Raw genomic sequence first — 22,018 nt, 5'->3', positions numbered from 1 at the left:
GATGATGTTAGCCGCAGAGCTTTATCAGAAGCCGCCAGGCGAGCCGGACCCGGCGACCGCGCGGCAAGACGCCGGCCGCAGGTCCGACCGTCTCAATCCCTACCCACGGCGCGGCGGGGCGCTGATGATGCTGTTCGGTCTGTTGGGCGCGGCCGCAGCATGGGGGTTGCAGACGGAAGTTGGCGAGACGCTTGCCTCCCAGGCGTGCTACCCGCATCGGCGTGCGCTCCCCGCGCCTCAATGGTCGTGGCTCATGCCGGCGTTGAACGCGATGAGTATCGTCGCGCTGCTGGTCGGTATCGCGGGTGTGTGGGTGGCCTTGCGAAGCTGGCGCATAGCGCGCGGCGCGCGCCCCGATTCTGCTACTTCCGTGTCCGACACAACAGCGGGAAGAACCCGTTTTCTCGCGATGGCAGGGCTCATACTCAGCGTGCTCTTTCTCGTCGGCCTGGTCACGGCAGGATTGGCCGTACTGCTCGTCTCACCGTGCAGCGCGTGGCGATGACTGACATGAAACGGATTCGGCCGCGCGCCGCGTTCACTGCTTTCGCTCTGACGCTCGCCATGACGATGGTGGCAGCGCTGTGCGCGCACAGCCTGGCGCAATCGGATTCGCCAAGCGTCGACGATGAAGTTTCACTGTCGGATCCCGCGCTGATTTCACGCGGCGCCTATCTCGCGAAGCTTGGCGACTGCGCCGGCTGCCATACGGTGCCGAAGCAGGGCGCGCCGTTCGCCGGCGGCCTTCCTATGGGCTCGCCGTTCGGCACCATCTATTCGACTAACATCACGCCCGACCCGCAAACCGGAATCGGCCGCTACAGCTATGCCGACTTTGAGCGCGCGCTGCGCGACGGCGTGGCGCCCGGCGGCAAGCGCCTTTACCCGGCCATGCCGTATGCGTCGTTCACGAAGATCAACGACTCGGATATGCACGCCCTCTACGCGTACTTCATGCATGGCGTGCAGCCGGTTGCGCACCGGCCGCCTGAAACGAAATTGCCGTTCCCGTTCAGTCAGCGCTGGGGCCTCGCCTTCTGGGATTTCGCATTCGTGCAGCACGAGCGGTTCATTCCGGACGGTAAACGCGACGCGCTATGGAATCGAGGCGCCTATATCGTGCAATCGCTCGGCCACTGCGGCGCATGTCATACGCCTCGTGGCCCCGGGTTCGAGGAGCGCGGCTACGACGAATCGTCGAAGCTATACCTGACAGGCGGCACGAACGATCACTGGTTTGCGCCTAACCTCACCGGGGACCCGGGTTCCGGACTAGGGCGTCTATCGCCGCGCGACATCGCCTCGTTTCTCAAGTCCGGCCACGGCGTGGATGTGCATGTCGTCACGTTCGGCAGCATGGTGGAAGTGGTCGAGGACAGCGGGCAATATTTCAGCGACGACGACCTGAACGCCGTCGCTCGATATCTGAAGAGCCTCCCCGCGCGGGAGACTTCCGGTGCTTACAAGCCGAACACGCAGAAGTTACAGGAGACGGCTGTGTCGTTGAAGGCGGGTGAGGTGGAACGGCCCGGGGCCGGACTCTACATGTCGTTTTGCGCAAAGTGTCATCAAGCCGACGGGCGTGGGGAACCACACAAATTCCCCGCGCTGGCGGGCAATCCGGCAGTGCTCGCGCCGGACACGTCGTCGCTGATCCGGCTCGTTCTTGAGGGCGGCACCAGTCCGCAGACGGAGAATGGACCAATACATCGTGAGATGCCGGCGTTCAGGAATCAGTTCACCGACAGAGAGATCGCCAGGGTCTTGAGCTTCGTGCGTACTGCGTGGGGTAACGAGGCACGGCCGGTTGCAACGCGCGACGTCTCGACTGTGCGCGGCAAGATCAAGAAGTGAAGCAGGCAAGGCCGGCTCGAACCCTCTGTTTCGCAACCGGCCTCACCGTTCCTTAAACTTAGATTGGCTTCTTCCCAACCTCATCGAGCCGCGTGGTCTTGTCGGTTCCTTCCACCCGCTCAACTTCGACTTCGGTACCGCGGACTGTGTCGTTGACAGTTTCAGTGCGACTGCTCGACTCCTTGCCGACCACCACTTCCTCAACGACTCTAGCTGTCTTTGCGACCACGGCCTGCTCCGCAGTTTCGCGAACCTCGACAGAACTCTCGGTCAGGTCGGCGGTAGTCGCGGGGCGGTCCACCGCGCGCCGTTCTATCGTGGCGTGTTCCTCGCGCAGGGTAACCGCTTCGCTCACGGGCGTCTCAGTGACGCGCGAATAAACACGTACGCCTCCCGTCGAGACTTCGCGTTTGCCGACTTCGAGCGACTCCTGTACGACTGGAAACGCCTTGCGTTCGGCCGCTATTTCGTCGCTCGTATAGGCGGGCGCGTTGCGGTCGTATCCGGTGTAGCCCGCGCCGCGCCATTGTGCAACGCGCGAATCGATGTCGACGGCACCCGTGGCGTACAACGCTTCTTGCACTCTCTCCACAGACGATTCGTCATCCACATCCACAGACAGCAATGCACCGCCGCGACGCACGGCTTCCTGATAGTGGCCGGCTTCTTCCGGACGGTCGTCGTCACCGAAGAGCCGCTTGAAAAAATGTTCGATGCGTCCCATCGCGCCTTCGTGCTCGTGGACAGTGGCGTCTGTCGAAGAGACCGGTGTTGTCCCGAGGCCCGTATCGGTTGTGGTGGACGCGTCGAGTCCTGCGTCCTGAGCATGCACGGCCATGTTCGCAGCCGGAACGCCTTCAGTTTCCAGGCGGCTTTTTGCGGCTTCCGCCTGCGCGAATGAATCGAATACACCGATGATAGTGTGAGTCATTGCAGATCTCCAAAAAGGTTGAACCAGGCCTACGCAAGTCCAAGTGGAACGCGTTCCGCCTGTCGCGCAACGACCGTTCCCAGAACGCGCTACTCGGTGTCCGTTTCGGGTTTCCACTCGCCGTCCGTGCCTTCGCGGCGCTCAATAACTAATTCTTCGGACTTCAAAATGAATTCACGAACTGCTTCATGCTGTGATTCGACGGTCGTTACGTGCACCTCTTCCTTCAATACGAGTTGCATTTTTACTACCGGCACGTACTCGAAGACCGGAATGATGAGCGTGTCGCCTTCCTGCCGCGGCGCGTAGCGCTCATCGACAGGCCGATTGACCGGCACGCGCCGAACTTCAACGTGCTCCTCGCGCAGGGTCACGGAAACCGGCTTCGTCTCCTCCTGAATGACCTTGCGGACCCGGACTGAACCAGTCTCGATTCTGTCGACGTCGACCTGCAGTTGTTCTTGCACGGCAGTGACGCGCAATTCGTCGGACGCATTGTTTGCATCAGACGTGTCCGCGCGATCAGCGGATTGCGACTTGGATTTGGCCGATTCGGGCATGTCCATCAGTTGCCTCCCGGAGAAGCGGACGTTCAGTTAGAAAGGGACGCCTGGAAGATGTAGCACGGCGACCATGCACGGCACGTAGCTGCTTGTGTCGGAAGAATCTCTGGCATCGACCGGCGAGGTGAACCGGCGCCACGTCATGCAGCGCCGCAACGTTTGAGGCCGCAAGGGGCATGCCGTGTCGGCCGGATGGGTGAACGTACCTGCGTGGTAGGGCAATAGATTCGTTGACCGGTCAGCAACGTTGTGTGGGCTCGCCCAACATATTGGAAGAGCTGAATGTAACGGAACCGTCAACCCACAGGTATGATGTCGCTCTGTCCAAACGACACCAATACAGGAGCGGACTTTGAGCGAACAAAATGACTTGGCAACCATACTTGAGAAAAATGAAGAAGCCGTTCTGAAAGCGTGGGTAGCCGGGCAGATATCTGGCGGCGTCCGCCAAGGTGTCATCTCGGAAGCTAATGTGCGCGACTCATCGCGTGCATTTCTCGCGCTATTTGCAAGCGCTGTCAAAAGCAGCTACGACGAACAGTTGTCCGGAGAGGCATGGGAACCTGTCCGCGCACATCTGACCGCATTGTCCCGGGAACGTGTGATTCAGGGCTTCTCCCCGGTAGAAACTGCCACTTTCATTTTTTCGCTGAAGAAGCCGCTTTTCGAAGCACTGCGCAAGTCGCTCGGCAAGAACCTGGAAGCGCTCGGCGACGAGTTGTGGAAACTGACTCAAACTCTCGACAGCTTGGGCCTCATCACCATTGAAGCGTATCAGGCGAGCCGCCAGCAGATCATCGAACGCCAGCAGCAAGAATTGCTGGATCTCACTACACCAGTGGTGCGCCTGTGGGACTCCATCGTCGCGCTGCCGCTAATCGGCACGCTCGACAGCGAGCGTACTCAAGTAGTCATGGAGAGCCTGCTCGACTCCATCGTCGAAAACGAGGCGGCGATCGCGATCATCGACATCACCGGCGTGCCGACCGTCGACACGCTGGTCGCGCAGCATCTGCTCAAGACCGTCGCGGCCGCCCGGCTGATGGGCGCGGAGTGCATCATCAGCGGAATTCGTCCGCAGATTGCGCAGACTATCGTCCACCTTGGCGTCGATCTCGGTGACGTCGTCACGAAGGCAACGCTTGCCGAAGCGCTAAAAATCGCTTTGCGACGAGTGGGCATGACGGTGACGAAACTCGCTACCGCCAAGCAGGACCACTGAGATGGAGCAGATCCCTGTCCTCAAGCTCGGCGAATTCCTGCTCGTCTCGATTCAGGTGGAGCTGCATGACGAACTGGTGATGAGCTTGCAGGACGATTTGACGTCACGGATCGAGCGTACGCATGCAAAGGGCGTGTTGATCGACATCTCCGCACTGGAGATCGTCGATTCTTTCATTGGCCGTACGCTCGGGCACATCGCAGCGATGGCGCGGGTAATGGACGCCACCACCGTGCTGGTGGGCATGCGGCCTGCTGTAGCTATTACGCTGGTCGAACTGGGCATGTCGCTGCACGGTATCCGCACGGCGCTCGACGTAGACAAGGGAATGGCCTTGCTGCGCAGGTCGCTCGAAGACGCGGGAGACCCCTCATCGTTACCTTAAGCGAATCCGTCCTCGAGGTTCGAACGGCCGATCAGGTGAACCTTGCACGCAAGACGGTTCAGGAGTGGGCAACGCGGCTGGCCTTCGGCACGCTCGACCGAACCAAGTTCGTTACGGCGGCGAGCGAACTTGCGCGTAATACGCTTGTGCACGGCCAGGGAGGCAAACTCACCATCTCCGAAGTCCAGCGCGACGGCCGTATTGGCATCAAGCTCGTTTTCGAAGACACGGGGCCGGGTATTCCGGACATCGAGCGGGCGCTTCAGGACGGGTTCAGCACCGCCAAAAGCATGGGGCTTGGATTAGGCGGTGCACGACGGCTCGTCAATGAGTTCGACATTACGTCGACAGTAGGCGTGGGGACCAAAGTGAGCATCATTCAATGGAAACGACGCTAACCCTCGCCGACAAGAGCGGCGTGGCAGACGCGCGCAGGCGTGCGGTTCAGATGGCGCAATCGCTCGGCCTGCCCGAAAAATCGCAGGCAGACGCCGCGCTGATCGTCACCGAAGCGGCCACCAACATCCTCAAGTACGCGGGCCATGGCGAGATCGTGTTGAAGAGTGCTGACGGCGGCGCGGGCGGTCTCGACGTGGTCGCACTCGACCGCGGTCCGGGTATCGCCAATCTCGGTGCCGCATGTTCCGACGGCTTCTCGACGGGCGGCAGCCTCGGCGCCGGTCTCGGAACGATCGCCCGTCACTCGGTGCTGTTCGACATTTATTCGGTCACGGGTAACGGCACGGCTTTGTTCGCGCGGGTGGCAGATAAGCCAGCCGCAAAGCTTTCCCGTTTTCAGGTCGGCGCGAGGTCCACGCCGAAACTCGGCCAGGACGTCAACGGCGACGCATGGGCCGTGCGCCATTTGGCGGACAGCATGTGGGTGACCTTGCTCGACGGCCTCGGGCATGGGCCGCTCGCGGCAGAGGCGTCGCGTCGTGCCGTCGACGTTTTCATGGCAGCCGATCCGGTTGCTCTGCCCGCAGACGTGATGCGCGACGTTCATTCCGGCATCAAGGCGACGCGCGGCGCAGTCATGGCGATTGCGAAGTTCGAGCCTGTGAGCGCTGTTCTGTCGTTTGCGGGCATCGGTAATATCGTGAGTGTCGTTCATACCGGCGAGAGCGCGCAGCACCTGCTTTCCATGGACGGCACGGTCGGCTACAACGTCCGCGCTGTCCGCCCTGGGGAAGCCCGCTGGGTGCCGGGCAGTGTGTTCATTGCCACCACGGACGGCCTCTCCACACGTTGGAATCTGAACCGCCATCCCGGTTTGACGCACCGGCACCCGAGCCTGATCGCCAGCGTGCTGCATCGCGATTTCGCCCGCGACGCGGACGACGCGACTGTAGTTGTCGTCAAGGCGGTTTGACATGCGACACAGAATCCTCGCGACGCCCGTCAGCTCCAATCTGAGCCTCGTCACGGTGCGCGACCGTTCGCGTCAGATCGGCGAACTGTTCGGCCTCGACAATTTGCAGCGCACGCGCTTTATCACCGCCGTCTCCGAGATTGCGCGCAACGCGGTGCAGTTTGCCGGCGGCGGCATGCTGACCTTTTTTGTCGGCGACGCCACCGACGCGGCGGAGACCCAGTGCGTGGTCGCGCAAATCAGCGACAACGGTCCGGGCATTCCCAATCTCGATGCGTTGCTGGTCGATCCCAGCGGTCGGCCTGGCTCCACCGGAGTGGGTATTCCGGGCAGTCAACGCATGGCGGATGGCTTCTTTGTGCAGTCACAGGCGGGCAAAGGTACGACCGTAACGCTCGAAATGTTCCTGCCTCGGGGCACCGCACGTCTTTCCATGCGCGCGCTCGGCACGCTCGTCGGCCAACTTACTCAGCGCAAACCTCAGACGCCGGTTGAAGAACTCGAGCAGCAAAATCGGGAAATGCTTCTCGCGCTTGAAGAGCTTCGTCGCAAGCGCGCTGAACTTGAGGATGCCGACCTCCGCAAGAACGAGTTTCTCGCCATGCTGGCGCACGAACTGCGAAATCCGCTGGCAGCCATATCGTTGTCGCTCGAACTGGAGGCGCGTGCTGGGACGGGCGAGTCCGGCCACACGTTCGCTGTAATTGCACGGCAAACTGCGCAACTGTCGCGGATGGTCGAAGATCTGCTCGACGTGTCACGGCTTACGCGCGGCAAGGTCGAACTGCAGACCGAGGTGGTGCGTGTCGATTCGCTTATCGAAGGCGGGATCGAGATGGCTCAGGCCGAAATCAAACGGCGCGGCCACACGGTAAGTATCGACTATCCGGCGGAGCTTGCCTCGGTTCGCGTCGATATCGCGCGGCTCAAGCAGGTGTTCAACAACATCATCCACAACGCGGCGCGATACACGCCACAGCCCGACACCATCGCGATTACGGTCACGAACACGGACAGCGAGGTGACGATTGCGATTACGGATCGCGGCATCGGTATCGATCCCGACATGCTGCCGCACGTGTTCGATCTCTTCGCGCAGGCGACGATTGGTATCGGCAGGCAGGATGCCGGACTCGGCATCGGGCTGACGGTCGTGGAGCGGCTCGTGAACGATCACGGTGGATCGGTGAAGGCGTACAGCGACGGTCCCGGCAAGGGAACGCGCGTTGTCGTGTCGCTGCCGATCGTTCACGAAGAGGTGACCAGCGACGCACCTGTGACTCACGCCGAAACGCCGTGGGCGAACGTCGAGCACAACGTGCTGGTTGTAGACGACAACCGCGATTCGGCCGATGCCCTCGCTGCGCTGCTCGACATGCATGGGCACCAGTGCAAAGTCGCATACGACGGTGCGTCGGCGCTGCAACTCGCTGAGACCTTCCCGGCGACGGTGGGCGTGGTGGACCTCGGCCTGCCCGATATGTCGGGATTCGACGTGGCGAAGGCATTGCTCGCCAGGCCCGCGTTGGGATCGCTGAAGCTGATCGCTTTGAGCGGCTATTCGACCGCGCCGTTTCGAACCGAAGCAGCCGAGGCCGGGTTCAGCCATTTCTTCTCGAAGCCCGTAGCCATCGAGGAGCTTTTGCAGTTTCTGGCGAAGGGTTGAGTGTTCACGTCGCTGCCATCATGCAGGCAGTGAAACCCGGTACATGAGCAGCCGTGCCGGGCTTCACTGGTCCGCCGGAAGCGGACCGGGGCGTCAGAAGATGTTGCGCAGGCCCACGGCAACGCCGGTCTGGTTATTGCGGCCCGGGAAGTCGGCGGTTGCCGCACCGGTGCCGCGAATGAAGTCGACCGTTCCATACACTTCAGTGCGCTTGGACAGCGAGTACTCGGCGAGCAGCACGCCCGAGTAGCGGGTGCCGCGGCTCAGCGTGGTTTGATCCGCATTCAGCGCGTTGCGCGAGTGGTCGTAATAGGCCGCGGCGGTCAGCAGCAGCGGCGGCGTGACCTGCCACGTGGTGCCGAGATAGAAGCCGTCGTCGATGCGATTGGTGTTGGTCACCGGCGTCGTCCAGCCTGCTGCCGGCGAGTTCGCCGCCGCCATGAAGAGGTCGACCATGCCGGTGTTGTCCTGCGCGTGCAGCCAGCCGGCGTATGCCTTGACCGTGCTGAATGCGTAGACCGCGCTCACGTTGACTACGTTGAACTTGCGGTTGTTCGCGTCGCTGTTCTGCTGGTAGCCCGCGTCGAGCGAAAGGCCGCCGTACGTGTACGACGCCGTCAGGCCATACATGTTGTTCGCGCCGGTGCTGCCTGCCACGCCGCCGAAGCCGTACATGGCTTCGACATTCAAACCGCCGAACTGGCCGCTGTACTTAACCGAGTTGTTCTGACGCAGGCCATAACCGAGCGCGCCCGGCAGCCATCCATCCTGATCGTAGTTGCCAACCGTCAGCGGGTCGTACACGTTGCCGAGCTGATCGAACAGCGGCGTGTTCTGGCGGCCGAACGTGACCGTGCCGTACTTGTTGCTGGACAAGCCTACATAGGCCATCCGGTTGAAGAGCGTGCCGGAGCTCGCGAGCTGACCGTTCCAGAGATTGAAGCCGTTCTCGAGCCGGAAGACCGCGGATAGACCGCCGCCCAGATCCTCGTTACCTTTCAGGCCCCAGCGGCTGCCGGTGATCGGGCCGACGCCCATTGCGACTTCGCTGTCGTTCTTTGCATTCGCATTGGTCAGATAGCGGATGCTGGTATCGACGATGCCGTACAGCGTGACCGAGCTTTGCGCAAAAGCGGATTGCGCAGCGATGGCCAGAAGTGCGCCGCCGATGGCGCTCGTAATAGTTTTATTCACCGGAATCTCCGTGTGCTTGTTTATCGAGCGAGCCCCCGTGTATGGTCGGTGGCCCGCGGGCATAGCGCGTTCGTGGGCGCGGGCGCAATCATATTTCGACCAAATTAAACGGACGCTGACTTTTTGCAGTCATGTCGTCCGATTGCAACGGTGTGGGGCGCCGGCACGTCGGCAGCGGGGCATGCCGCGGGCTAGCCCGCCCGCGTCACTCGCAAATCCGCCGGTGTTTGCAGTGCCGATTGAGCGCCTGCAGCTGGTGCCGCGGCCGGCGGAATCAGCTTTCCCCGCACCAGCAACGCAAGCGTCTTGAATGCCAGAATCGCGATGATCACGTTGGCCAGGATGAACAGAGCCGGTGCAGCCCATTCAACGGCTCCTGCCGTGCCTCGTTCGACCATACGAAGCGCCATCGTCGGTAAAGCGGCTACGCCGAAGCTGAAGGCCCAGTAACCAGGCACGAAAGCCTGTTGACGAATCCACGGCAGCAACCGCAACAGCAACAGTCCTTGATAAACCCCATATCCGAGCAGGATCAGCGCGAACAGATCAGGTGCGCCGCTCGTCAAGCCAAGGTAAGTCACACCACCCACCACCGGCGGCGCGAGCTGAATGCCGAGCGTGGGACGCAGTGCTTCAGGCAGCGGTTCATGCACGGCTGCACGATGCAGAATCAGCGATTCGATGGCAAGCCAGGACAGCAAGCCCGCACCGAAGAACAACCCGCCCAACTGATGAAAACCGAAGGCCACCGCCGCCGTGCCCGCAACGAAACTCGGCGCCACGGTCGGCAGGTAAATGGCCGGCGTGACGAGTTCCGGCTTACGTCCGCCTTGCCAGAGTCGTCCATGCAGATACACGCCGAGTGCCAGTTGCGCGACCACGGCCACACCGAACAGCGCAAGCGCGAGGCGATATGCGTGCGGCTGCAGAAGCTGCGCGGCCAGCATGCTCGATACGGGCGCAAGCGCCGCGAACGACGACTGCACCGGATGCTGCATTTCCTCACGAGCCTCGGCAGTGCGTGTCAGCCACTTCAGCCCGTAGGCGACGAGAATGGCGAGCCACACGACTAACGCGGCTACCGTCGTCAACGTTCCAATGGCGGCGGGCAAGTGCCAGAGCCTGATCGCCACGCGCCACAGATTGGCGAGCGCGAGGGCGCCCACCGCGATACCGAAGAATGCAACGGGTACTGAGCCACGATTGGTGTCCATCACCGATCCTCCAGGAGTTGCGTCGCGCTAGACTGTTCCGGCTTCGCGCGATCGATGACGTACTGTAGAACCGCGCCCGCAAACGCAGAACGCTGGGCGCGCTCAACAAATCGCGCAATCGTCTCAAGATGCGCAGCATGCGGTTCGGTTTCGATCACGCGTTTCATTCGAGCGTTTGGCCCCAGTGCGCGCTTTGCGTGCTTGACATTAGCCCCTCTTCCAACTGATCATTTGATGCAGTACGCCCAGTTGCAATGGCACGCGTTTCCTGCGCGGCGCCCATCGCACGCAGCGTCTCGTCAAGCCTCCTCCCGTCATTCGCTTCAGCCATTTCCAGTTTTCGCCAGCACGTTGACCCAAAAATCCGACATCGCCCGCCAGCCCACAGGTACAGCTAGTGGCCCGCACAAGGTGCTCACCGCATTGCGTGCAGCAACCTCGCAACGCCACGAGTCGACTCACCTCCTGATGCCGCTGTCGGTCGACAGTGTCGCGCTCGGCGATTACGTCGCGCATCTGGTCATTCTTCGCGAATGGCTCGTACAACTCGAAGCCTGGTTAGCGCATTTCAGCGATGGACCTCAGGCACCGGCGCTGCTCCCAACCCGTAATCGGATAGCGTTGATCGACCTGGATCTGGCCCACGCATCGGTAAAACTGGAAGATCACACTGGTGCCCAGGAAGTAAGTAGTACATGTCACTGGACCGGCAGCAAGAGCGCCGCTTATCGTTGGGGCGTGTGCTATGTGATCGAAGGTTCGCAGTTGGGCGGCGCGGTTTTATACGAACGCCTGAAAGAACGGCTCGCGCCTCATCCTCTCGGATACCTGAAGGCGGGCCGCGAGGCACTTGGTGTGCGTTGGCCGGCGTTCGTTCGCGCAATGTGCGCCGACGTCGATATGCAAACTCAAGCCAGTATCGAAGAAGCGTGCCGCGGCGCCTGCGACGCGTTTGACCACCTCATCGAACTCGTGCCGCGTCCCGCCATGGCCACCTTCGCGGGCGGCGAATAACCGCGGGCGGCACACGTAATGAATCGCTTCCAAGAGGACGGTCCAACGCCGTCGCACCCGCTCGACGCGGCGTCGGTTTTCGACCTGCTACCCGAGGCTTATCTGATTCTCAACCGGCATTACGAAATACAGCTTGCCAATGCACGCTATTGCGAACTGGTGAGCCAATCGTCGAGTGACCTGTTGGGCAAATCGATTTATGAGGTCAACCAGTTCGGTCCCCAGGAGCAGCGCGAGGCCCGGCGCTCGTGGCTGGATAGCGTGCTGCTCGACCTCGCGCCTGGCGAGCCAAAATGGTCGACGTTGTTCCGCTACGAAAGTCCACGGCGCGCTCAGGATGCGGCGCGCGCCGCTGCCTCAGATCCCGATGGCTCTTCCGCGCAGCTTGCGCCACGTTACTGGAAGATCAAGGCGTCCTTGCTGGACTCGACGCAAAGAGGCGGCGATATCGCTTTGCGCGTGAGCGAAGTCACCGACCGTGTCGACGAATACGAGCGAAATCAGCGCGAGCGCGCGAAGCTTCGTTCGCAGGCGCAGTTGCGTCTGCTGCTGGCGAAGGAAGCAAAAGAGCAGTTGCGCGAGAACGAAGAACGCTTTCAACTCGCGCTTGCGTTTTCACAACTCGGTGCATGGGAATTGGATCCGCGCACAATGCGCATCGACTGCACGGATCAGTGCAAGGCGAACCTCGGTCTGTCGCACAGTTCGGTGCTGACTGAGCAGCGACTCTTCGGCGAGATCGCGCATCCGGAAGACAGTGTGCGTTTGCGCGATGAAATGAATCGCGCCTTCGCCAGCCGTGAGCATTTCGAAGTGGATTTCCGAGTCGGCTGGGCGACTGGTTCGATCCGCTGGATTCTGGTGCGCGGCGTGGGACGATTCCTGCCCGATGGCGCGCTCAATTCAGTCATTGGATTTACCCTCGACATCACGACCCGAAAAGAAGCCGAGTTGGAGCAGCAGCAAATCGCGTTGTCGGAGAAGCGGGCGCGTGAGGAGAGCGAGCGCCTCGCCACGGCGATGGACCACTTTGTCACGACAGTCAGTCATGAATTGCGCTCGCCGCTCGCCGCGATCGTATCCTGGACTCATTTGCTCGAGCGCACGAAAGACGCTTCGCAGGTAGCGCCGCGCGCCGCTGGCGTTATCAGCCGCAATGCGCGGCAACTCGCACATATGGTCGACGATCTGCTCGATAGCGGCGCGATTGTTACGGGCAAGCTGTCGGTCAATCTGAGTCCGGTCGATCTGGGTGCGCTCGCGGGCAACGTCGCGGAAGACATGCGTATGGACGTCGAGGCAAAAGGCTTGCGTCTCGTCGCCGACGATCTCGCATCTGTCACCGTGCTCGCCGATGAAAGCCGCATGAAGCAGGTTGTGTGGAACCTGTTGTCGAACGCGCTGAAGTTTTGTCCGACCGGATTCATCCAGCTATCCGTCACAGCCGGCGCAGAACATGTCGAACTCGCGGTGCGCGATACCGGCGTGGGCCTGGATGAAAATTCGCTCAAGCAGATTTTCGAACGTTTCCAGCAGTTCGCCGGCAACGGTTCCGGACGCGTTGCCGGGCTCGGCTTAGGCTTGTGGCTGGTGAATAACCTGGTCGACCTGCATAACGGCACGATCTTCGCCGAAAGCGCCGGCCTCGGGCATGGCGCCACTTTCCGGGTTCGCCTGCCTGTGTATCGCTAAGCCGTGCAGCGCCTCTTCGGCTCACCACGGGCAGCGTGCGTGAACCGCACTGTCAGCCACGCATTGAGCGTGATTGACACGCATGCTGGCGAGGTATGCGTCAGCGCGGCAGAGGCGGCGGTTCGTTGAGTACGGCCCAGAACACACCAAGGTCTTTGATGGCGTCCATGAAGTCTTCGAACTGAACGGGCTTCACCACGTAGGCGTTCACGCCCAGATCGTAGCTGCGCAGCAGATCGCTTTCTTCGCGCGATGAGGTAAGCATCACCACCGGAATGCGCCTGAGATCTTCGTCGGCGCGTACGGTTTTTAGCACCTCGTGACCGTCTACCTTCGGCAACTTCTTGTCCAGCAGAATGACCGCCGGAATCTCCGCACCTCGGTCCGCCCACTGTCCCTCACGGCGAAGGTATTGCAACGCCTCTTCTCCGTCGCGCAACGACACGACTGGATTCGCAAGCCGCGTTTTCTCCAGCGCGATCAGCGTCAGTTCGATGTCGTTGGGATTGTCTTCAACCAGCAAAATTGGTTTTAGCACGCGTTCATTCTCCTTTCATCTTCGTTTCAGCTCTCCGATCAGACCGCGTCCGGTTGTGCGCCATCAAGTTGTCTGGGCGTGCCGCGGAGACTGCCGGCGATTCTTCGTTCCCCGTTGCAACAGCCGCAAGCGAACGGGGCAGTGAGAATGTCACGGTTGCCCCTTTGTCCACTTCGCCGACCGCCCACGCCTCACCGCCATGACGTTCGACGATCCGCTTCACGGTCGCGAGGCCGATACCGGTTCCGCTAAATTCTTCCATGCGATGCAGGCGCTGGAAGACTTCGAAAAGTTTGCCGACGTAGAGCATGTCGAAACCGACACCGTTGTCTTTCACGAAGAATACGTCGTGGCCGGCCAGTGCATCTTCCCCTGCGTAACGGCCGATTTCGATTACAGCGGCATCGCGCGTCGCGGTGAACTTGACGGCGTTCTCGATCAGATTGCGCAGCACGACATGAATCAGCACAGGGTCCGCCGTAATCTGGCCGAGGTCGCCCACGTGCCACGTGATGTTGCGCTCGGACGCGTGCTTGAGTTCGTCGGCGATCAGGGAGTCGACCAGTTCCTGCACGTCGATCAGTTGCGGACGCAGCGCCGTGCGGCTCATCTGCGAGAACGCCAGCAGGTCGTCTACCAGCTCGCCGCCAAATTTCGCCGATGAAATGATCCGCTCGAGAAAGTGTTGGCCGCGCTCGGACAGCGCGCCGCTTTCCATCTGACGCAGCAGATCCGCGAAGCTGGCGATGTGCCGAAGAGGCGCCCGCAAATCGTGCGATACCGTATAGGAGAAACCTTGCAATTCCTCATTCGCACGTCCGAGTTCGTGCGCGAGTTGCCCGAGTTCTTCGGCCCGGCGCAGCACGATGCCGAGCAAGGCAGTGCGGAATTCCGAAGCAATTTCCAGTTCAGCAGGGCGCCATGCGAGCGATCGGTCGCGTACCGTGTCCGTCCAGACGTCGAAGCTCTTGCGCGGAGACAGCGAAGGCGAAAGACTTGCGAGCTTTTCTCGCGGATCGCCCGCCCATTTGATTGTCTGAATGGCTTCCTTGCGGAACCACAGCACGTAATTCCGGAACAACGTCGAAATCGATACGGACAGCAGGCCGGCATAACCTGGATTGGCTGGCACGACCGGACAGGTGAACGCGAGGGCGTCGGTTTCGAACGTTTCCTGAGACTTGGTATCCAGCCATTCGACGAGCTTCCCGACGTCCGCCTCGGATGGCGTGCTACCGATGAGCAGCACTCGACCGTCAACGACGATGGCTGCGCCGTCTGATGCGGTCAGTCCGAGGAAGTCGCCAGGATCGTTGACGAGCGCGTCGGTAAAACTGTCCGCATCTGCCATTGCACCGAGAAGCCGCGTGAGGGTGCGGCGCAATTCGAGTCGGTACGCGGCTTCGGCATGTTCGTCTTTCGCTTCGATCTGCAGCGACAGCACTTGTGCAATGTGTTCACACGCGGTGCGTACCTCGAAAGGCGGAACGCGCCCGCTATCGTGATGACAGGAAATCAAGCCCCACAGCTTTCCGCGAACTACGATGGACATGGACATGGACGACATCGTGTCCATGTTCTTCATGTACTGCACGTGCACAGGCGATACGCTTCGCAGCGAAGCGTAGGTCAGATCGGTGGGCTTGCCTGTCGACGGGTGCAAGGACGGCACGAGCGGCGCGGGCTGATATCCGGCGTCCGCGATCAAGCGGATGCGGTTGCGTATATATAGCGCACGCGCCTGTGCTGGAATGTCCGAGCCAGGAAAGTGCTGGTCGATGTAAGACGCGTACCCCGGTTCGACGTGTTCTGCGATCACGTGACCGATACCGGCTTCGTCGAAGTTGTAGACCAGAGTGCGGCCGTAACCGGTGATGCGATGCACTTCGTCGGCGGCGAGTTGCGCGAGACACTCGATACTGTTCGCCTCTTCAAGGCGGTTGATGAATGTGCGCACGAGCGGATACATCGACGAAAACACGTCGCTGGTTCCCAGCGCCGGCTCGAGTTCGACGATCGCGACACCCTGATAGCGATGCACGATAACGGCGAAGGGTGATGGCCGCCCGGATGCCTCTTCACCGCGCGGGTCGCTCATCGAACCGATGTAAAGCGGGATGCCGTCATCGACCTGCGAGGCAAGCCCGTTGACGATGCGGGCCGCCCATTCTTCGCCGAGAATGCTCGCTATCGAGCCGCCCAGTGTGTTCTCCGCGGGCGAGCCTGTCAGGCTCGCGATATTGGCGCTGACCTGCAACAACGTTCCGTCTGGGGCAATGCTGAACAGAAAGCCGTGCGGCTGAATACCGCCTGGGATATGAATGGGTTCTCGCGCGCAGTCGACCTCAGCTGCCGATGAAGCGGAATAAGGCAGTTCTGCCATGCTTGCTCCGGAAACGGTGTGCTGTATTTTCGCATATTCGTTTCATCGGAACTTGAACTGCAGATCGAAATGTGTGGGCCCGGCGCGTCTGGAACTCGCCTAAAACCCATACAACTCAGCCGGATTATCTACAAGCATCTTGCGGCGAACTTCGTCGCTTTCCGTTAGCCGCATCGTCCAGTCGAGCATGCGCGCGTCGTCGGGCACGGGCTTGACGTTGGGATGCGGCCAATTCGACGCCCACACGCCGCGCTCCGGAAATCGGCTTGAAAGCGTGCGCACGAGCCACGACACGTCGTCGAAATCAGGCGAGCCGTTGCGCGAGCTTTCATAGGGCGCGGACAGCTTGATCCAGCAACGCGGACCGTCGAGCAGGCGGCACAACGACGCGAACCCTTCGCTTTCCGGTGTGACGGGCGCGAGAAATTTGCCGAGATGATCGATAACAAGATTCGACGGCAAGCTCGCCAGCATCGCTTCATGAGCAGGCAACGTGTGCCCATCCAGCTGCAGGTTGATATTCCAACCCATCGGTGCGATGCGCGCCGACATGTCCTCGATCACGCTCCACGGCAGTACGCCGCCCGACAGCATCATGAAACGCACGCCACGTATGCCGGCATCGTGCAGGCGCTGCAATTCGTCATCGCTGACATCGGGCGGCACGACCGCGACGCCGCGCGCACCGTCGCCCAACTGAGCGATGGCCGCGAGCGTGCAACGGTTGTCGAAGCCATACCCCGTCGGCTGCACGACGATTGCGCGCGACAAACCGAGCCCGCGCTGCACTTCGCGATATGCCGATGCAGGTGCCGGCGGCGGCGTGAAGGTTGCGCTCGCCGCGAGCGGATAGCCTTCCTCGTACACGTGGATATGGCAATCGCATGCGCCTTCGAAGTCGATTGGAGGTGTCATCGCGCGTCCGTCGGCATGGCAAAGCCCGAGACGCGATGCGCGTGCTCCGCATTCACCGCGCCCGCGGGCATGCGGCCCTGAAACAGTGCTCCGGTTTGCGCGACGGTTTCCATCGATTGATGCTCGATGGCGCCCGGCGTCAGTCCGCCAATGTGCGGCGTCGCGATCACGCGCGGATGGGCCGCCAACTCAGGCGATGGCATCTGATCTGCCGCGCGGCCCACGTCGAGCGCGCATCCTGCCAGGTGGCCACACTCCAGCGCGGCGAGCAGAGCGGCGTCGTCGACCAGTTCGCCGCGGGCCGCATTGATGAAGTACGCGCCCGCTTTCATCGCCGCGAACGTCTGCGCGTTCATCAGGTTCGCAGTCTGCGGCGTGGCGGGCGCAAGGCAGACGACGAAGTCCGACTCGGCGAGCAGATCGTCCAGGCCGACTTGCTGTACGCGCGTGTCGTCGATCGTCGCATACGGATCGGACACGATCACGCGCATGCCGAAGGCCGACGCGAGAGGGCACAGGTAGCGCGATATCTGCCCATACCCGATCACGCCGAACGTGCTGCCGCGCAACTCGCGGCCCATCTTCGGAACAGGCGATTCGTGCCGGTGATACGCCTCTGCATACGCGGTGGTGCCTCGCGCGAGATCGAGCATTGCGCCTATCACCCACTCGGACACGGCCGGTATGAAGCCTGCGCTCGCCTGCGTGACGAGCACGCCGAGTTCGCTCGCCGCATCTACATCGACGGTACGGATATCCACCGCGCAGCGCACGAAGGCGGCCAGCTTCGGCAGCGCTTCGAACAACGCGCGCGGCGCCGGCGTCTGCCGGTAGGCGATGATGACATCGGCCTCGCGCGCGGCGTCGGCAAGTTCAGTGAGCGTCAGTTCGCGATCTTCGGGGTTGTACGTGACGTCGGCGAACTTCGCCAGCGCCGCCGCGGCGCGCGTGCCGAAGTAATGATCCAGCATGTGCCGGGGATGACTCACGAATACCTTGTTCATGTCCTTATCCTGTCTCTCTGGCTTGCTTCGCTTTCGCCGCGGTTTTGCCCGGGCGCGCGACCGATTCGCGTTCCACGAGCGTGATATCCGTGAACAGCGCCTGCTCCGATGCAGGCATGGGTTCGTCGTGCGGACGCATCGCGCGCTCCACCATCGCGGCGGCCATCGCCGGCACGGGAAGTTGCACGGTTGTGAGCGCGGGGTTTGAAATCGCCGCGAGGAAATGCCCGTCCATGCCGACGATCGACACGTCTTCCGGCACGCGCAGTCCGCACTCGCGCAGGCCTGCCATGAGGCCGAGCGCCATCAGGTCATTGACCGCGACAATGCCGGTCGGGCGCGCGTCGTCTTGCGAGAGCAGGCGCGCGAGCGCGCGACCGTTCTCAGCAATCATCGAGTCGCCGTATTCGTTCACCGGGCCGCTGTCGAGCACGCGCGCCTCCTCTGATAGCCCCGCTTCCTGTGCTGCCGAGAGGAACCCGTTGATCTTGTCGCGGCGGCTCATCGTCACGCCGGTCAACGTTGCAAAGGCGAGCCGCGCGTGGCCGTGCGCGATCAGATGGCGCGTCGCGATGCGTGCTGCTTCAAAGTTGTCCGGCGTGACGTGTTCGACGCGCGTGGTCTCACCTTCGGTCGCGCGGCGGTCGTAGCTGACAACAACCATGCCGCGTTCGACGGCGGTTTCCAGATGGCGCTCGTTCGCAAGCGACGAGATGACGATCACGCGCCGCACGCCTTGCGACAGCAGGTCTTCGAAGAACGACGCTTCCTTCGCCGGATCGCGATACGTGTTGCCGATCATCACACGGTAGCCGTAGCGCTCCTGTGCATACGTTTCGACCTCGCGTGCGATATAGCCGTACATTGGATTGGCGATGGACGGCACGAGCAGTCCGATGAGCGGCGTCTGTCCCGTCTTGAGCTGACGCGCGAGCGTGCTCGGCCGGTATTGCAGCGAACTCATCGCGGCCTGCACGCGCGCGAGCGTTTCCTGACGCATCTGGTCGGTGCGGCCGTTGAGTACGTTGGATACCGTGCTCACGGATACACCGGCCTCGCGGGCGACATCCTGAATGGTGCTCATAAGGTTTTGCATCTGCCGGCTACAGGCCGAGCCGGGTCGGCAACCACAACGAAAAGGATGGCACCAGAACCAGCACCACCAGTGCAATGCACAACACCAGCAGATATTTGAGCATAGGACGCGCCACAGCCTTCATTTCCGTGCCGGTGATGGCGCAGGTCGCAAAGAGGCCCAGGCCGACCGGCGGCGCGAACAAACCCAGGCCCATTGCGACGACGATCACCGTGCCGAAATGCAGCGGGTTGATGCCGAGTTGCGTGGCGATCGGAGTAAGCAGCGGGCCGAAGATGATGAGCGCGGGTGCGCCTTCCAGCACCGCGCCGAACACGATCATGATCAGCACGGAGAGCAGCAGGAACATCGTCGGACCGTATTGATGCGCGAAGGCGATCATCGAATCGGAGACGAGCGCGGGGATCTGCTCGATGGTCAGCGCGAACGACACGCTGGATGCTGCCGCGACGATGAAGAGAATGCTGCTCGCCATCGATGCCGAGCGCACGAATACCCGTGCCACCGATTTCGGCGTCAGCTCGCGAAACGCCAGCCAGCCGACGATAAGCGCATAGACCACGGCGAATGCGGACACTTCGGTTGACGTCGCGATACCCGAAGTCACACCCTTGCCGATCATGGTGATCATGACGAGCGCGACCAGCGCGCCGCCGAGCAGCGGCATCCACGCGCGCGGATTGGTGAGCGCATCGGCGAGATTGATGCGGCGCCCGAAAATCACCGCGACGATCGCCAACGCCACCGCAAGGACGGCTGCCGGCACCACGCCCGCGAGGAACAGCCCCGCGATCGATATGTTCGCGACGAAGCCCATGATGATCATGTTCACGCACGGCGGAATGGTTTCGGCCATCACGGCGCTGCAGGCGAGCAACGCTGCGGCTTCGTTCGGATCTTCCTTGCTCTGGCGCACAGCTGGCATCACGACGCCGCCGACGGCCGCGATATCCGCAAGCTTTGAACCGGACACACCGGAGAAGAAGGCCGTCGCCATGATCGTGATGAGCCCGAGGCCGCCGCGCACGCGCCCGAAAATCCGCAGCAGCAGTTCGATCAGTCGCGACGACATGCCGTTGGTTTCCATCAGCAGGCCGGCTAATACGAAGAACGGAATGGCGAGCAGCACGAAGTGGTCGGTGCCGGCCATTACTTGTTGCGAGTAGACGAGCATCGGCAGCGACGGGTCCGCGAGGAAATACAGCAGCGCTGAGAACGCGAGCACGAAGCCGATCGGCACGCCGAGCACCAGTGCGCCGACGAAGCCGGCTATCAGCAGCGAGCCGGGCTTGATCGCGTGAGCGGGCACCGAGGCGTTCCACGCGAACACGGCCGCTGCGAGCAACAGGCAACCGACCAATGTGCCCAGCACGGTCTTGCGCGCGCCGTTCACCGCGTTGGCGAGCGCGAAGATCGTCATGAATACGCTGCCAATGACGAGTGGATACACGTTGATCCATGCGGGGAGGCCGCTCGGCGTCATCTGACCGTACGAATCGACCAGCAGCAGGCACGACGACACGCAAAGATTGCCCGCGACGCCAACGATTACCCAGTGCCCCACATGAACGAGCGCGGGCTGCCAGCGCCTTGGCAGCATGCCGCGAAACAGGTCGACGCCGACGTGCTGACTGCGCGCAAGCACCGTGGCGGCGCCGAAGAACACCAGCACGATCATCAGCGCGCCGGCGACTTCCTCGGCCCAGTCGAAAGGATCATGCAGGAAATAGCGGTAGATCACGGAGAGGAACACCACGAGCACATCGGCCGCGAGCACCGCCGCGCACAGGTATTCGATCCAGCGCATGAGACGGGCGAGGCCGCGCGCGAGCATGGTCTCATGGCCGAAGCCCGGCGCGGCGAGTTGCGTTTCCGGCCCGGGCGTCGCGGAGAAAGTGGTCATGGTGTGCCTGCCTCGTTAGCCGCGCGCTGCGGCGATTGCGCTGAAGAGCGGCGCGGTCGAGGGATACTGCTTCGAGAAGCTAGCGTACAACTGCGACTGCATCTCGCCGCGCGCGGTGTCGCGGTCGGCCTTCGACATCGGATAGAACGTCATGCCGCGCTTTTTCAACTCCTGCTCGGCGCGGGCAGCCGTTTCGATGGCTACGACGCGCTGCTTCACCGTCGCGTCTTGCGCCGCTTTCTGAAACGCGGGGCGCAAATTCTCCGGAATCTTCGCCAGCGCGCGGCGGCCCATCGCGACGACGAGCGGGCTGAACACATGCTGCGTCTGCCAGCACGACTTCACGACTTCGTCGTACTTGCTCGCGAGCACGGTCGCGCAGTCATGCTCGAAGCCATCGACGACGCCTGTTTGCGCGGCCATATACAACTCGCCGATTGGAATGGGCGTCGGTACAGCGCCCATCAGCTTGAAGGTTTCCATGAAGGCGGGCGTGGGCAGCACGCGCAGCTTCACGCCCTTGATGTCGGCAAGCGATTGCGTGGGCTTCTTCGTGAACACGTTGCGCGCGCCGAACGAATAGCCCCACGTGACGACCGAGCAGCCCGCACGCTGTTGCAGCATCGTGTCGAACGTTTTGCCGACGGTGCCGTCCATGGCGCGCCCGACGTGGTCGAAGCTGTCGAACACATAGCCCAGATCGAGCATGCCCAGTTCCGGCAACACGGTCGCCCAGATCGACGAGCCGGTGACCATCATGTCGACGGCGCCGACCTTCACCTGCTGCACCACGTCGCTTTCCTTGCCGAGCTGGTTATTCGGGAAGTAGTCGATCCGGATCTGATCGCCGACGCTCGCTTTCAGGTTTGCCGCGAGGTTTTGATACCACACGTAGTGCGCGGCGTTTTCGTTGGGAGGCATGGACGACGACAGCCGCAACGTGGCGGCGGGCTGCGCACGCACGATCGCGGGAAACCCCGCGCCCGCGGCTGCAAGCGAAGCTGCCGAAGCAGTCTGAAGGAACCGTCGCCGGGAAATGGAATGCATGGTGTTGTCTCCTGGATGCCGCGTT

Annotated in this window: 20 protein-coding genes; 9 read left to right on the top strand and 11 right to left on the bottom strand. The window is 62.0% G+C overall.

Going from position 1 to position 22,018, the window contains the following annotated elements; genetic code table 11:
- Nucleotide 1 precedes the first annotated feature (1 nt).
- Nucleotides 2-505, top strand: coding sequence for a hypothetical protein (locus J2W46_RS04950; RefSeq protein WP_310351777.1), 504 nt, complete (start codon nucleotides 2-4; stop codon nucleotides 503-505).
- A 5-nt stretch (nucleotides 506-510) separates the two neighbouring features.
- Nucleotides 511-1,854, top strand: coding sequence for a c-type cytochrome (locus tag J2W46_RS04945; protein WP_310351774.1), 1,344 nt, complete (start codon nucleotides 511-513; stop codon nucleotides 1,852-1,854).
- Nucleotides 1,855-1,912: 58 nt separating this feature from the next.
- Here J2W46_RS04945 and J2W46_RS04940 read toward each other — a convergent pair whose 3' ends face one another.
- Nucleotides 1,913-2,785: a YsnF/AvaK domain-containing protein gene (locus tag J2W46_RS04940; protein WP_310351771.1), complete on the bottom strand. Its 873-nt coding sequence runs from the start codon at nucleotides 2,783-2,785 to the stop codon at nucleotides 1,913-1,915.
- A gap of 89 nt (nucleotides 2,786-2,874) precedes the next feature.
- The gene (locus J2W46_RS04935) at nucleotides 2,875-3,351 is read right to left on the bottom strand and encodes a YsnF/AvaK domain-containing protein (RefSeq protein ID WP_088174109.1); all 477 of its coding nucleotides are present in this window, start codon (nucleotides 3,349-3,351) and stop codon (nucleotides 2,875-2,877) included.
- A 349-nt stretch (nucleotides 3,352-3,700) separates the two neighbouring features.
- Here J2W46_RS04935 and J2W46_RS04930 point away from each other — a divergent pair, with 349 nt between their 5' ends.
- The 5 genes from J2W46_RS04930 to J2W46_RS04910 are packed head-to-tail and all read left to right on the top strand — an operon-like array spanning nucleotide 3,701 to nucleotide 7,993.
- The gene (locus J2W46_RS04930) at nucleotides 3,701-4,570 is read left to right on the top strand and encodes an STAS domain-containing protein (protein ID WP_020066793.1); all 870 of its coding nucleotides are present in this window, start codon (nucleotides 3,701-3,703) and stop codon (nucleotides 4,568-4,570) included.
- A 1-nt stretch (nucleotide 4,571) separates the two neighbouring features.
- Entirely contained in the window at nucleotides 4,572-4,955 is a 384-nt protein-coding gene (locus J2W46_RS04925; RefSeq protein ID WP_020066792.1) for an STAS domain-containing protein, read from the top strand.
- A 35-nt stretch (nucleotides 4,956-4,990) separates the two neighbouring features.
- Nucleotides 4,991-5,353, top strand: coding sequence for an anti-sigma regulatory factor (locus J2W46_RS04920; RefSeq protein ID WP_087752003.1), 363 nt, complete (start codon nucleotides 4,991-4,993; stop codon nucleotides 5,351-5,353).
- Nucleotides 5,338-6,327: an ATP-binding protein/SpoIIE family protein phosphatase gene (locus J2W46_RS04915; protein WP_310351768.1), complete on the top strand. Its 990-nt coding sequence runs from the start codon at nucleotides 5,338-5,340 to the stop codon at nucleotides 6,325-6,327. The genes J2W46_RS04920 and J2W46_RS04915 overlap by 16 nt, the downstream gene beginning before the upstream one ends.
- Before the next feature lies 1 nt (nucleotide 6,328).
- Nucleotides 6,329-7,993 (top strand): ATP-binding response regulator, encoded by a 1,665-nt coding sequence (locus tag J2W46_RS04910; protein WP_310351765.1) that lies wholly within the window; start codon nucleotides 6,329-6,331, stop codon nucleotides 7,991-7,993.
- Nucleotides 7,994-8,086: 93 nt separating this feature from the next.
- On the opposite strand, the gene J2W46_RS04905 is transcribed toward J2W46_RS04910, so the two are convergent.
- On the bottom strand, nucleotides 8,087-9,187 hold the full coding sequence (locus tag J2W46_RS04905) for a porin (RefSeq protein WP_288826432.1): 1,101 nt from the start codon (nucleotides 9,185-9,187) through the stop codon (nucleotides 8,087-8,089).
- A gap of 191 nt (nucleotides 9,188-9,378) precedes the next feature.
- On the bottom strand, nucleotides 9,379-10,401 hold the full coding sequence (gene tehA / locus J2W46_RS04900; protein WP_310351762.1) for a dicarboxylate transporter/tellurite-resistance protein TehA: 1,023 nt from the start codon (nucleotides 10,399-10,401) through the stop codon (nucleotides 9,379-9,381).
- 468 nt (nucleotides 10,402-10,869) lie between these two features.
- Between tehA and J2W46_RS04895 the strand changes: the two genes are divergently transcribed.
- A complete protein-coding gene (locus J2W46_RS04895; RefSeq protein ID WP_374726811.1) occupies nucleotides 10,870-11,415 on the top strand; it encodes a biliverdin-producing heme oxygenase in 546 nt (181 codons plus the stop codon).
- An 18-nt stretch (nucleotides 11,416-11,433) separates the two neighbouring features.
- On the top strand, nucleotides 11,434-13,107 hold the full coding sequence (locus J2W46_RS04890; RefSeq protein ID WP_310351757.1) for a sensor histidine kinase: 1,674 nt from the start codon (nucleotides 11,434-11,436) through the stop codon (nucleotides 13,105-13,107).
- A gap of 100 nt (nucleotides 13,108-13,207) precedes the next feature.
- On the opposite strand, the gene J2W46_RS04885 is transcribed toward J2W46_RS04890, so the two are convergent.
- The 7 genes from J2W46_RS04885 to J2W46_RS04855 form a co-directional block, all read right to left on the bottom strand.
- Complete coding sequence (locus J2W46_RS04885) at nucleotides 13,208-13,645, bottom strand: response regulator (protein ID WP_027804429.1); 438 nt, start codon at nucleotides 13,643-13,645, stop codon at nucleotides 13,208-13,210.
- Between the two features lie 4 nt (nucleotides 13,646-13,649).
- A complete protein-coding gene (locus tag J2W46_RS04880; RefSeq protein ID WP_310351755.1) occupies nucleotides 13,650-16,028 on the bottom strand; it encodes an ATP-binding protein in 2,379 nt (792 codons plus the stop codon).
- Between the two features lie 99 nt (nucleotides 16,029-16,127).
- The gene (locus tag J2W46_RS04875; RefSeq protein ID WP_310351752.1) at nucleotides 16,128-16,943 is read right to left on the bottom strand and encodes an amidohydrolase family protein; all 816 of its coding nucleotides are present in this window, start codon (nucleotides 16,941-16,943) and stop codon (nucleotides 16,128-16,130) included.
- Nucleotides 16,940-17,947: a hydroxyacid dehydrogenase gene (locus tag J2W46_RS04870; RefSeq protein ID WP_310351751.1), complete on the bottom strand. Its 1,008-nt coding sequence runs from the start codon at nucleotides 17,945-17,947 to the stop codon at nucleotides 16,940-16,942. Before J2W46_RS04870 ends, J2W46_RS04875 begins: the two co-directional genes overlap by 4 nt.
- A 4-nt stretch (nucleotides 17,948-17,951) precedes the next feature.
- Complete coding sequence (locus J2W46_RS04865; protein WP_310351749.1) at nucleotides 17,952-19,031, bottom strand: LacI family DNA-binding transcriptional regulator; 1,080 nt, start codon at nucleotides 19,029-19,031, stop codon at nucleotides 17,952-17,954.
- A 19-nt stretch (nucleotides 19,032-19,050) separates the two neighbouring features.
- A complete protein-coding gene (locus J2W46_RS04860; protein ID WP_087751993.1) occupies nucleotides 19,051-20,946 on the bottom strand; it encodes a TRAP transporter large permease in 1,896 nt (631 codons plus the stop codon).
- A 15-nt stretch (nucleotides 20,947-20,961) separates the two neighbouring features.
- Nucleotides 20,962-21,993, bottom strand: coding sequence for a TRAP transporter substrate-binding protein (locus tag J2W46_RS04855; protein WP_087751992.1), 1,032 nt, complete (start codon nucleotides 21,991-21,993; stop codon nucleotides 20,962-20,964).
- Nucleotides 21,994-22,018: the final 25 nt, after the last annotated feature.

This window comes from Paraburkholderia strydomiana (assembly GCF_031456815.1).
Classification (GTDB): domain Bacteria; phylum Pseudomonadota; class Gammaproteobacteria; order Burkholderiales; family Burkholderiaceae; genus Paraburkholderia; species Paraburkholderia caledonica.
Note: the sequence above shows the minus strand (reverse complement) of the source record. Positions and strands in the feature narration are given on the sequence as shown.